Source organism: Clostridium sp. MF28 (assembly GCF_002969175.1).
GTDB lineage: Bacteria > Bacillota > Clostridia > Clostridiales > Clostridiaceae > Clostridium > Clostridium beijerinckii.
The window spans coordinates 4,283,053-4,296,146 of sequence record NZ_CP014331.1 but is presented as its reverse complement, the minus strand read 5'-3'; the positions used below and the strand labels follow the sequence as shown (position 1 = coordinate 4,296,146).

Below are 13,094 nucleotides of genomic sequence, written 5' to 3'. Positions count from 1 at the left end.
CATTTAGATAATAAAAGAGCTACTTTCTAGATAAGAAAGTAGCAAAAAAATATGTACATTCTTATCTTTCAGATAAAGTATCTGCAGGAATTAGCACCTTAAATTAAAATAGATTTTTAATTCAGGTTGCTAGGCATCATAGGGCCAGTCCCTCCGCCTTTCTTGATAAAAATTATTATATTATATTATTCTTAGTTGTTTACTATGATATAAAGTATACATTTTATTGCTATATATGTCAACAGTATTTTAAATTTTGTATGTATTTTTTATTAATTAGTTATTTTATCTAGAATTCACAGTCATATATTCTAAATAAACCCAGTCGCAATGTTTCTTTTCTACTTTACAAATATTTAATCTTGATAGATAATAATTATTATAAACGACATGGAGGTAATAAAGATGGAAAGTTTAACTTTAGAAGAAGGAATGAAAGCTCCTGATTTCACATTAGTAGGATCTGATAAAAAAGAACATAAATTAAGTGATTATTTAAATAAAAAAGTCATCTTGTACTTTTACCCTAAAGATAATACTCCTGGCTGCTCACAAGAAGCACAAGATTTTAAAAATGGTTTGGATGATTTTGAAATGAAAAATGCTGTTATTTTAGGTATAAGCAGAGATTCTCTAGCGTCTCATGATAAATTTATTGCAAAATATGAATTGCCCTTCATTCTTCTTTCAGATGAAAAAGAGGAGGTATGTAATCTCTACGGCGTATTAAAGGAAAAAAATATGTTTGGGAAGAAATCCATAGGTATTGAAAGAAGTACATTCGTAATAGATGAAAATGGGATTATATCAAAGATTTATAGGAAAGTTAAAGTTACAGGACATATAGAACAATTAAAATGTTCTATACAATAATTTAATTATTTAAAATATTGTATGATAATAAATAAAAAAAGATAGTTATTACAACTATCTTTTTTGCTTACCTCGCAACGTCCTACTCTGCCACACAGTCTCCCATGCAGTACCATCGGCGCTATAGACCTTAACTTTCCTGTTCGGAATGGGAAGGAGTGTTACCTCTATGCCATCATCACGAGATGCATAATTTACAGAAATCTTCGATTTCGTGTAAATTAGCACTCAGCGAACGAATGTGAGTCAAGTTTCCTTTGAAAAAAGACTCTTAGTTTACGCTTATACCACATTTACATTAATCTATTACTGTAATTATTCCTTTTTGAAAAAACTTTGTTCTTTCAAAATTGCACATAAGTGAGAGTCCAAATTTCATATTTGGTTTCTCGAACTTACTCAGCGAACGCTAGTGAGTCGAGCTTCCTCTCTATTTAATGTATATTACAACTTGACTATATTGGTCAAGCCCTCGACCTATTAGTATCAGTCAGCTAAATATGTTACCATACTTACACCTCTGACCTATCAACCTTGTAGTCTTCAAGGGGTCTTACTAGCTTATGCTATGGGAAATCTCATCTTGAGGTGGGCTTCACACTTAGATGCTTTCAGCGTTTATCCCTTCCCGACTTAGCTACCCAGCTATGCTTCTGGCGAAACAACTGGTACACCATAGGTCAGTCCATCCCGGTCCTCTCGTACTAAGGACAGCTCCTCTCAAATTTCCTACGCCCGCGACGGATAGGGACCGAACTGTCTCACGACGTTCTGAACCCAGCTCGCGTGCCGCTTTAATGGGCGAACAGCCCAACCCTTGGGACCTACTTCAGCCCCAGGATGCGACGAGCCGACATCGAGGTGCCAAACCTCCCCGTCGATGTGAACTCTTGGGGGAGATCAGCCTGTTATCCCCGAGGTAGCTTTTATCCGTTGAGCGATGGCCCTCCCACGAGGTACCACCGGATCACTAAGCCCGACTTTCGTCCCTGCTTCACTTGTAGGTGTCGCAGTCAGGCTCCCTTCTGCCTTTACACTCTTCGAACGATTTCCGACCGTTCTGAGGGAACCTTTGGGCGCCTCCGTTACATTTTAGGAGGCGACCGCCCCAGTCAAACTGCCCACCTAACAATGTCCTGTCACCAGTTTCATGGCATCCAGTTAGAACTTCAATACTATCAGGGTGGTATCCCAACAACGACTCCACCAAGGCTGACGCCCTAGTTTCCCAGTCTCCCACCTATCCTGTACAGACAATACCGAAATTCAATGCTAAGCTACAGTAAAGCTCTACGGGGTCTTTCCGTCCAATCGCGGGTAGCGAGCATCTTCACTCGCACTACAACTTCGCCGGATTTGCAGTTGAGACAGTGCACAAGTCATTACGCCATTCGTGCGGGTCAGAACTTACCTGACAAGGAATTTCGCTACCTTAGGACCGTTATAGTTACGGCCGCCGTTTACTGGGGCTTAAGTTCACACCTTCGCGTTACCACTAAGTGTTCCCCTTAACCTTCCAGCACCGGGCAGGCGTCAGCCCCTATACATCAGCTTTCGCTTTAGCAGAGACCTGTGTTTTTGTTAAACAGTTGCTTGTGCCTATTCTCTGCGGCCTGATTTCTCAGGCACCCCTTCTCCCGAAGTTACGGGGTCAATTTGCCTAGTTCCTTAACTGCAATTCTTCCGTCGGCCTTAGGATTCTCTCCTCATCTACCTGTGTCGGTTTGCGGTACGGGCACTACTTCTCTCTCTAGATGCTTTTCTTGGAAGCATGGAATCAGATACTTCGGTTCCGTAGAACCTTCCCCATCACGCCTCAGAATTGTTGGAACGGATTTGCCAATCCCAACTCCCTAAACGCTTAGACTAGCATCCAATAGCTAGCACATCCTATCCTTCTCCGTCACACCATCGATAATAACGATTATAGTGGTATTGGAATATCAACCAATTGTCCATCGACTACGCCTTTCGGCCTCGCCTTAGGTCCCGACTAACCCTGAGAAGACAAACTTTACTCAGGAAACCTTAGATATTCGGCCTGTAGGATTCTCGCCTACATCTCGCTACTAATGCCAACATTCTCACTCGTAATCAGTCCACCGCTCCTTACGGTACGACTTCAGCCCGATTACGACGCTCCTCTACCGCTCACGTAAAACGTGAACCCGTAGCTTCGGTGGTAAGTTTGAGCCCCGGACATTTTCGGCGCAGGATCTCTTGACTAGTGAGCTATTACGCACTCTTTTAATGAGTGGCTGCTTCTAAGCCAACATCCTAGTTGTCTTAGAAATCCCACATCCTTTTCCACTTAACTTACACTTTGGGACCTTAGCTGACGATCTGGGCTGTTTCCCTTTTGACCATGGAACTTATCTTTCATAGTCTGACTGCCGGACTGATAGTATGTGGCATTCGGAGTTTGATAAGGTTCGGTAAGCGCTATGCCCCCTAGCCTATTCAGTGCTCTACCTCCACTACTCACATTTTCCGACGCTAGCCCTAAAGCTATTTCGAGGAGAACCAGCTATATCCGAGTTCGATTGGAATTTCTCCGCTATCCACAGCTCATCCCATGCTTTTTCAACAGCAACGTGGTTCGGTCCTCCACGAGGTTTTACCCTCGCTTCAACCTGGCCATGGATAGGTCACCCGGTTTCGGGTCTACAGCATGCAACTAGTCGCCCTATTAAGACTCGGTTTCCCTTCGGCTCCGTACCTTAAGTACTTAACCTCGCTACATACCGTAACTCGTTGGCTCGTTCTACAAAAAGCACATCATCACACACATAAGGTGCTCTGATCGGTTGTAGGCACATGGTTTCAGGTTCTATTTCACTCCCCTCCCGGGGTTCTTTTCACCTTTCCCTCACGGTACTGCTTCACTATCGGTCATCAGGTAGTATTTAGCCTTGGGAGGTGGTCCTCCCTGCTTCCCACAAGGTTTCACGTGTCTCGTGGTACTCTGGTGCAGAACTGATTATCATAGTTTTCACTTACGGGACTATTACCCACTGTGGTCCAACTTTCCAGTTGTGTTCAATTAACTATGATTTCTCGTTATGTTCTGTCCGCAACCCCAGAGATAAATCTCTGGTTTGGGCTCTTTCCTTTTCGCTCGCCGCTACTAAGAAAATCGATTTTTCTTTCTCTTCCTCCAGGTACTTAGATGTTTCAGTTCCCTGGGTATACCTTCATAAAGCTATGTATTCACTTTATGATACATGGGGTTTCCCATGTGAGTTTCCTCATTCGGAAATCTTCGGATCTCTGACTATGTGCGTCTACCCGAAGCTTATCGCAGCTTATCGCGTCCTTCATCGGCTCCTGATGCCAAGGCATTCACCATGCGCCCTTTGTAGCTTGACCTAATTATTAGTCATATCACAAAGAATATTTATTCTTGGCTTTGTTGTATTTTATATACATTAAATCTATGTGCAATTTTCAAAGAACATCTTGCTTGCTTATTACCGTCAATTGCTTCGTCAGCTATAAATTTTACTCATTTACGTACGTGAAGTACGCTTCATTTCATAAAATTTTCGCTTTCTTGCACTTGTCGCTACTAAGCTACGCATTTTGAAAGACTTAGTCTTTCAAAATTGAACAGAACAAATATTTAAGTAACCTTTGAGCAAGTATTTTATATTTTGATACATAATAATGTATCTGTACTAGTCAGACATCATGCTGATCTAGATTTCTCCATAGAAAGGAGGTGATCCAGCCGCAGGTTCTCCTACGGCTACCTTGTTACGACTTCACCCCAATCGCTGACCCTACCTTAGGTCGCTGCCCCGCTTGCGCGTTAGCTCACGAACTTTGGGTATTGCCAACTCTCTGGTGTGACGGGCGGTGTGTACAAGGCCCGGGAACGTATTCACCGCGACATTCTGATTCGCGATTACTAGCAACTCCAGCTTCATGTAGGCGAGTTTCAGCCTACAATCCGAACTGAGACTGGTTTTAAAGTTTGGCTCCACCTCACGGTTTAGCATCTCTCTGTACCAGCCATTGTAGCACGTGTGTAGCCCTAGACATAAGGGGCATGATGATTTGACGTCATCCCCACCTTCCTCCCGGTTAACCCGGGCAGTCTCGCTAGAGTGCTCAACTAAATGGTAGCAACTAACAATAAGGGTTGCGCTCGTTGCGGGACTTAACCCAACATCTCACGACACGAGCTGACGACAACCATGCACCACCTGTCTTCCTGCCCCGAAGGGCTTCCCCGATTAAGGGTAATTCAGGAGATGTCAAGTCTAGGTAAGGTTCTTCGCGTTGCTTCGAATTAAACCACATGCTCCGCTGCTTGTGCGGGCCCCCGTCAATTCCTTTGAGTTTTAATCTTGCGACCGTACTCCCCAGGCGGAATACTTAATGCGTTAGCGGCGGCACAGAGGTCATGACAACCCCTACACCTAGTATTCATCGTTTACGGCGTGGACTACCAGGGTATCTAATCCTGTTTGCTCCCCACGCTTTCGAGCCTCAGTGTCAGTTACAGTCCAGAAAGTCGCCTTCGCCACTGGTATTCTTCCTAATCTCTACGCATTTCACCGCTACACTAGGAATTCTACTTTCCTCTCCTGCACTCTAGATATCCAGTTTGGAATGCAGCACCCAGGTTAAGCCCGAGTATTTCACATCCCACTTAAATATCCACCTACGCTCCCTTTACGCCCAGTAAATCCGGACAACGCTTGCCACCTACGTATTACCGCGGCTGCTGGCACGTAGTTAGCCGTGGCTTCCTCCTCAGGTACCGTCATTATCGTCCCTGAAGACAGAGCTTTACAATCCGAAGACCGTCATCACTCACGCGGCGTTGCTGCATCAGGGTTTCCCCCATTGTGCAATATTCCCCACTGCTGCCTCCCGTAGGAGTCTGGGCCGTGTCTCAGTCCCAATGTGGCCGATCACCCTCTCAGGTCGGCTACGCATCGTCGCCTTGGTGAGCCGTTACCTCACCAACTAGCTAATGCGACGCGGGTCCATCTCATAGCGGATTACTCCTTTAATTGCTATGCCATGCGGCACTACAATCTTATGCGGTATTAATCTTCCTTTCGAAAGGCTATTCCCCTCTATGAGGCAGGTTACCCACGTGTTACTCACCCGTCCGCCGCTAATCCGCTCCCGAAGGAGCTTCATCGCTCGACTTGCATGTGTTAAGCACGCCGCCAGCGTTCGTCCTGAGCCAGGATCAAACTCTCAATAAAAAGTTTAATCTTAGCTTACTCAAATAAAAATTGCTGGTTTACTTAAATGTATTTATATCATTCTGTTCAATTTTCAAAGACCAATTTTTCTTTCTTACAACTACCGTTGTAATGTTTTGTTGTTATCTGTCGTTTCTGACAGCTTATTCAGTATATCACCGCTTTCGAAGCTTGTCAACAACTTTTTAAAAAACTTTTTGAACTCATTTTCAGTAGTTCTATTAGCTTCAAGTTATTAATTCTGCATCTCTTAGCGAGGATTTCATCATATCATCACCATTCGACATTGTCAACAACTTTCCTAGAAAATCTTTTTCCCTTTAAGTTGTTTTGTTTATGTCTCTTAGCGACGTGTTTTATCTTAACATCTCTGATATCTTCATATTATTTGCTTTCCTATTACTAAATGCGATTATCTTCACCTTTCTTTATAATCCGTCATTATTCTATATTTTATGCATACTGATACGCTAGCAATAGTTGTCCAAAGATTTAATATCATTTATTATATATTTAAACATTTGTATTGCACTCTCATATCTCTCTAATAAGCCCTGATAATCTGAGTTATAAAAATGCTATAACATCTTTATTTTTAATCTTTCTAATAAAGTTACTTAATTTGAGTCAAAAATACATTACACATTCAACTTTTTATCATTCTTGAATATCTCAACGATTTCTAAACAGCACTTTTAATTTTGCTTTTCGTATAATTGCCCAATTCTGATTTCACAGAAAATATTTTTAAAACAAACATTAATATTCCTGAAATTATTGAAATAAAAAATATTAAAAACCATAATGTTTTATATCCATAAACTTGAATATATGCTCCAGAAAAAAAAGTACTAAGAGCTGTACCTAGAAATCTGCCAAGATTCATTATTGCATTTAATCTGGCTCTATAATTGCTTGGACTATTATTTGCCACATAAACACCTGAGCTTATTGAACTTAAAATTTCTCCTAAAGTCCATATTATTGTGGAAATAATAAAAAAATTGAAATTATCAATATATCCTATCATTCCAAATCCTATAGCATATAATATTCCCGTAAAAGCCATATTAGTTAACTGATGATTTCTTTTAGTTATAAAACCTATAAAAATTGTAAGGACTAAAACAGTTACAGCATTTATACTCATAATGTAGCCCAAAAGTTTAGCACTTTCATTATTAAATTGAGCATTTAAAGTTATAGGCAAAGAAAACTTATGCTGAGCATAAATAAAGTTATATACCATATATAAAACTAGAAATAGACTTAATGCTGGCCTTTTCCAAAGCATTTGAAACGTATTTCCATTTTCTGCTATTTCAGCTTTACTTCCAACCTTTAATTTACTATTTACCGGATAAGTCTCTTTGATATTTTTCCATACCAAAAAGACTGCTATTAAAGAAGTTAGTGTATCCCCTAAAAATAATAATGGTAAAAGATTATTAAATAAAAAACCTGCTATTATTGGTCCAATTGCAACTCCTGCATTTATCGCTAGGTAGTTAAGAGAAAATCCAGCTTGTCTTTCTTCCTTAGAGAGTATATCTTGAATCATTGATTGAAATGCTGGACGTACAAAACCATTAAAAAATGTACTTATCAATAAACACATTATAGTAATCGAAACACTTTTAGTGAAAGCACAAGGTATTAATGTTACTGCTGCTATACTTTGTGCATATGTATATATTTTTTTTCTTCCAAACATATCTGATATTTTTCCACCTAAAATGGATGCTGGTATGCCTACAATAGATGATAATGTAACTATAACTCCAGTTGCTGCAGCTGTCATTCCAATTTTTTGAGTAAGATATAATGCGAGAAATGGTACTACAAAATCTCCAAGTCTGTTAATAAGTGTAGCAAAACATATCACATACATTTCCTTTGGTAATCCTTTATAATTATTAATGAAATCTTTCATTTGTTATGCCCCCTTTTCTTAATATATTTTACCTATAAAATCCTTAAATTTCAAAACATTCCCACTAAATAATTTTTATATAAATTACCATTTTAATGCTATAATTTTATCTATATTTCAATATTTTAGTCAAATATGATTATTATCTTTTTATTTATTGGATCCTATTTTATGACATTTGCATTAGAAGTATTAGGTTAATATTTAGAAGAATATATAAAGAAGCTAATAAACTTTATAAGGAATTAATGAATATATAAATAGTTATATGATACTGTCTACATCAGAAGCTATCACTATCGGATTTTAACCTGATAGTGACAGCTTCCTCTCCTTTAAACTAAGCAGTAGTTAAAATTTCACAAAATAGTTCATCACAGATTTTTCTTTAAATCCACACGATTTATATAAATTAAGTGCCCTACTGTTTTTATCAGCCACATCTAATTCTACTTGCTTTATATCTTTTTCACTTATTAATTTTAAAGCTGCCTTTAGTACTGCTCTTCCATAGCCTTTTCCTCTAAACTCTGGTAACACGCCAAAACCCAATATGAAAGCTGAGTAATCATTATATTCAATATGAATTTTACCTATGACTTCATTGTCTAATTCAGCTATATAGGCATTTTTTATTCTTGATTCATCTTCCTCAATTTGTTCAGTTTCTTCTTCAGCTAAAACTTTGAAACTTTCATTTTCCTCCTTATCAGAAAAATAAATCAAGTCTTGTCTTGATAATTCCTTCTTATCTGATGCCTTTGCTTTTCTTAAATTAATAGGAAATAAATTTTCTAAAAAATGCTGACTTATTAATTCCATCCCATATTCAGAAAAATCGTATTCTCCTCCTACTGCTTTTATAAATTCATTTCCAGATTTAGATTTACCATCTGTTAATAATAATATCTTCTTAAAACCATTCCTACTACATTCATCTATTGCAAGGTCAAAGAGTTTTTTAAAGATACCTTTTCTCCTCCACTCTGGATGAGTCATTCCATTAAGCTCAGCTATATTTCCTCCAAAACATGAAATTCCAAGATAAGCAACTAAAACATAATCTACATAATATAAAAATTCATTTAATCTCTTCTTTGATGTTTCTGAATTTTTATTCATTTCTAATTTAAAGTCTACTTCCAACTTTAAATTTACTTTATCCTTTGAAGTTATGATTTCTTGAAGTTTATTTATATCTTTATATTCTTTTTCACCTATATATTGCTTCATAGTTATTATATGATTTACTTCTTTCATTTTAAAATCTCCTTTTTGCTTGCTTTTGAAATTTTTAAATTTTTCATAGATTTTAATTTTAAATTCTTCATTGCACATCTCTCCTTTTTGATTGCTGATCTTATCATATACTATTGATATTACTGAATCTCTAAAAATGGACAGAAAAATCCCGCAGACACAAACCTATAGATGGCTTCTATCTGCGGGCATTATAAAAACAGGCAAACCTGTTATGATATTCGTCCTTAATAGTACACATATTTATGAAAGGTTATCTAAATTCCGCGAAAATATAACACAAATAAAAGGTACAACTACCATAAGAATGTATTTCCGCCCATATTTATTTTTAAACAGCAATCACCTTTACACTCTTTATCATATTACCATTTCTCCTTTCATAAGACTTACTATACTTTTACAATAAATCCTTCAATAAATTAACATTATCATATGCAAAAATATTTGTCAATTAATTCAAATTTATTATTCTATTTCTTCACTAAAATTAGTAATCACATTTTTTATGCAAAATAAAAAAAGATAGTTATTACAACTATCTTTTTTGCTTACCTCGCAACGTCCTACTCTGCCACACAGTCTCCCATGCAGTACCATCGGCGCTATAGACCTTAACTTTCCTGTTCGGAATGGGAAGGAGTGTTACCTCTATGCCATCATCACGAGATATTAGCTTTTCCCAAATCTCTGATTTGGTTGAAAAACTTATGCAAATCGCTTTAGCGATTTGTATTCCTTATTCAATTGAAAGTTTTGTTCTTTCAAAATTGCACACAGTTTCTTTAATGTATATTACAACTTGATTATATTGGTCAAGCCCTCGACCTATTAGTATCAGTCAGCTAAATATGTTACCATACTTACACCTCTGACCTATCAACCTTGTAGTCTTCAAGGGGTCTTACTAGCTTATGCTATGGGAAATCTCATCTTGAGGTGGGCTTCACACTTAGATGCTTTCAGCGTTTATCCCTTCCCGACTTAGCTACCCAGCTATGCTTCTGGCGAAACAACTGGTACACCATAGGTCAGTCCATCCCGGTCCTCTCGTACTAAGGACAGCTCCTCTCAAATTTCCTACGCCCGCGACGGATAGGGACCGAACTGTCTCACGACGTTCTGAACCCAGCTCGCGTGCCGCTTTAATGGGCGAACAGCCCAACCCTTGGGACCTACTTCAGCCCCAGGATGCGACGAGCCGACATCGAGGTGCCAAACCTCCCCGTCGATGTGAACTCTTGGGGGAGATCAGCCTGTTATCCCCGAGGTAGCTTTTATCCGTTGAGCGATGGCCCTCCCACGAGGTACCACCGGATCACTAAGCCCGACTTTCGTCCCTGCTCCACTTGTAGGTGTCGCAGTCAGGCTCCCTTCTGCCTTTACACTCTTCGAACGATTTCCGACCGTTCTGAGGGAACCTTTGGGCGCCTCCGTTACATTTTAGGAGGCGACCGCCCCAGTCAAACTGCCCACCTAACAATGTCCTGTCACCAGTTTCATGGCATCCAGTTAGAACTTCAATACTATCAGGGTGGTATCCCAACAACGACTCCACCAAGGCTGACGCCCTAGTTTCCCAGTCTCCCACCTATCCTGTACAGACAATACCGAAATTCAATGCTAAGCTACAGTAAAGCTCTACGGGGTCTTTCCGTCCAATCGCGGGTAGCGAGCATCTTCACTCGCACTACAACTTCGCCGGATTTGCAGTTGAGACAGTGCACAAGTCATTACGCCATTCGTGCGGGTCAGAACTTACCTGACAAGGAATTTCGCTACCTTAGGACCGTTATAGTTACGGCCGCCGTTTACTGGGGCTTAAGTTCACACCTTCGCGTTACCACTAAGTGTTCCCCTTAACCTTCCAGCACCGGGCAGGCGTCAGCCCCTATACATCAGCTTTCGCTTTAGCAGAGACCTGTGTTTTTGTTAAACAGTTGCTTGTGCCTATTCTCTGCGGCCTGATTTCTCAGGCACCCCTTCTCCCGAAGTTACGGGGTCAATTTGCCTAGTTCCTTAACTGCAATTCTTCCGTCGGCCTTAGGATTCTCTCCTCATCTACCTGTGTCGGTTTGCGGTACGGGCACTACTTCTCTCTCTAGATGCTTTTCTTGGAAGCATGGAATCAGATACTTCGGTTCCGTAGAACCTTCCCCATCACGCCTCAGAATTGTTGGAACGGATTTGCCAATCCCAACTCCCTAAACGCTTAGACTAGCATCCAATAGCTAGCACATCCTATCCTTCTCCGTCACACCATCGATAATAACGATTATAGTGGTATTGGAATATCAACCAATTGTCCATCGACTACGCCTTTCGGCCTCGCCTTAGGTCCCGACTAACCCTGAGAAGACAAACTTTACTCAGGAAACCTTAGATATTCGGCCTGTAGGATTCTCGCCTACATCTCGCTACTAATGCCAACATTCTCACTCGTAATCAGTCCACCGCTCCTTACGGTACGACTTCAGCCCGATTACGACGCTCCTCTACCGCTCACGCTAATGCGTGAACCCGTAGCTTCGGTGGTAAGTTTGAGCCCCGGACATTTTCGGCGCAGGATCTCTTGACTAGTGAGCTATTACGCACTCTTTTAATGAGTGGCTGCTTCTAAGCCAACATCCTAGTTGTCTTAGAAATCCCACATCCTTTTCCACTTAACTTACACTTTGGGACCTTAGCTGACGATCTGGGCTGTTTCCCTTTTGACCATGGAACTTATCTTTCATAGTCTGACTGCCGGACTGATAGTATGTGGCATTCGGAGTTTGATAAGGTTCGGTAAGCGCTATGCCCCCTAGCCTATTCAGTGCTCTACCTCCACTACTCACATTTTCCGACGCTAGCCCTAAAGCTATTTCGAGGAGAACCAGCTATATCCGAGTTCGATTGGAATTTCTCCGCTATCCACAGCTCATCCCATGCTTTTTCAACAGCAACGTGGTTCGGTCCTCCACGAGGTTTTACCCTCGCTTCAACCTGGCCATGGATAGGTCACCCGGTTTCGGGTCTACAGCATGCAACTAGTCGCCCTATTAAGACTCGGTTTCCCTTCGGCTCCGTACCTTAAGTACTTAACCTCGCTACATACCGTAACTCGTTGGCTCGTTCTACAAAAAGCACATCATCACACACATAAGGTGCTCTGATCGGTTGTAGGCACATGGTTTCAGGTTCTATTTCACTCCCCTCCCGGGGTTCTTTTCACCTTTCCCTCACGGTACTGCTTCACTATCGGTCATCAGGTAGTATTTAGCCTTGGGAGGTGGTCCTCCCTGCTTCCCACAAGGTTTCACGTGTCTCGTGGTACTCTGGTGCAGAACTGATTATCATAGTTTTCACTTACGGGACTATTACCCCCTATGGTCCAACTTTCCAGTTGTGTTCAATTAACTATGATTTCTCGTTATGTTCTGTCCGCAACCCCAGAGATAAATCTCTGGTTTGGGCTCTTTCCTTTTCGCTCGCCGCTACTAAGAAAATCGATTTTTCTTTCTCTTCCTCCAGGTACTTAGATGTTTCAGTTCCCTGGGTATACCTTCATAAAGCTATGTATTCACTTTATGATACATGGGGTTTCCCATGTGAGTTTCCTCATTCGGAAATCTTCGGATCTCTAACTATGTGCGTCTACCCGAAGCTTATCGCAGCTTATCGCGTCCTTCATCGGCTCCTGATGCCAAGGCATTCACCATGCGCCCTTTGTAGCTTGACCTAATTATTAGTCATATCACAAAGAATATTTATTCTTGGCTTTGTTGTATTTTATATACATTAAATCTATGTGCAATTTTCAA

At 40.5% G+C, this 13,094-nt stretch carries 3 protein-coding genes, 5 rRNA genes and 1 riboswitch; of the genes, 1 reads left to right on the top strand and 7 read right to left on the bottom strand.

From position 1 onward, the window contains the following. Positions 1 to 58 precede the first annotated feature (58 nt). Positions 59 to 172: riboswitch (SAM riboswitch) on the bottom strand. A 233-nt stretch (positions 173 to 405) separates the two neighbouring features. Continuing rightward, positions 406 to 873, top strand: coding sequence for a peroxiredoxin (locus AXY43_RS18830; RefSeq protein WP_065416290.1), 468 nt, complete (start codon positions 406 to 408; stop codon positions 871 to 873). A gap of 69 nt (positions 874 to 942) precedes the next feature. Here the strand turns inward: AXY43_RS18830 and rrf (AXY43_RS18825) are convergent. From rrf (AXY43_RS18825) to AXY43_RS18795, 7 genes are all read right to left on the bottom strand, one after another. Further along, positions 943 to 1,059: ribosomal RNA gene (gene rrf, locus AXY43_RS18825) — 5S ribosomal RNA — on the bottom strand. Between the two features lie 274 nt (positions 1,060 to 1,333). Beyond that, positions 1,334 to 4,242 (bottom strand): 23S ribosomal RNA (locus AXY43_RS18820). Between the two features lie 345 nt (positions 4,243 to 4,587). Continuing rightward, positions 4,588 to 6,098 (bottom strand): 16S ribosomal RNA (locus AXY43_RS18815). Together the 16S, 23S and 5S rRNA genes form the textbook arrangement of a ribosomal RNA operon. Positions 6,099 to 6,780: 682 nt before the next feature. After that, on the bottom strand, positions 6,781 to 8,031 hold the full coding sequence (locus AXY43_RS18810) for an MFS transporter (protein ID WP_023977093.1): 1,251 nt from the start codon (positions 8,029 to 8,031) through the stop codon (positions 6,781 to 6,783). A gap of 351 nt (positions 8,032 to 8,382) precedes the next feature. Next, entirely contained in the window at positions 8,383 to 9,291 is a 909-nt protein-coding gene (locus AXY43_RS18805; protein WP_105412520.1) for a GNAT family N-acetyltransferase, read from the bottom strand. Positions 9,292 to 9,844: 553 nt separating this feature from the next. Further along, positions 9,845 to 9,961: ribosomal RNA gene (rrf, locus tag AXY43_RS18800) — 5S ribosomal RNA — on the bottom strand. Between the two features lie 141 nt (positions 9,962 to 10,102). Next, positions 10,103 to 13,012, bottom strand: a 23S ribosomal RNA gene (locus tag AXY43_RS18795). Positions 13,013 to 13,094 lie beyond the last annotated feature (82 nt).

What these genes read in the sequence shown, in the direction of transcription:
- AXY43_RS18830 (WP_065416290.1), top strand. Translation starts at nt 406, where the DNA reads ATGGAAAGTTTAACTTTAGAAGAAGGAATGAAAGCTCCTGATTTCACA.
- AXY43_RS18810 (WP_023977093.1), bottom strand. Translation starts at nt 8,031, where the DNA reads ATGAAAGATTTCATTAATAATTATAAAGGATTACCAAAGGAAATGTAT.
- AXY43_RS18805 (WP_105412520.1), bottom strand. Translation starts at nt 9,291, where the DNA reads ATGAAAGAAGTAAATCATATAATAACTATGAAGCAATATATAGGTGAA.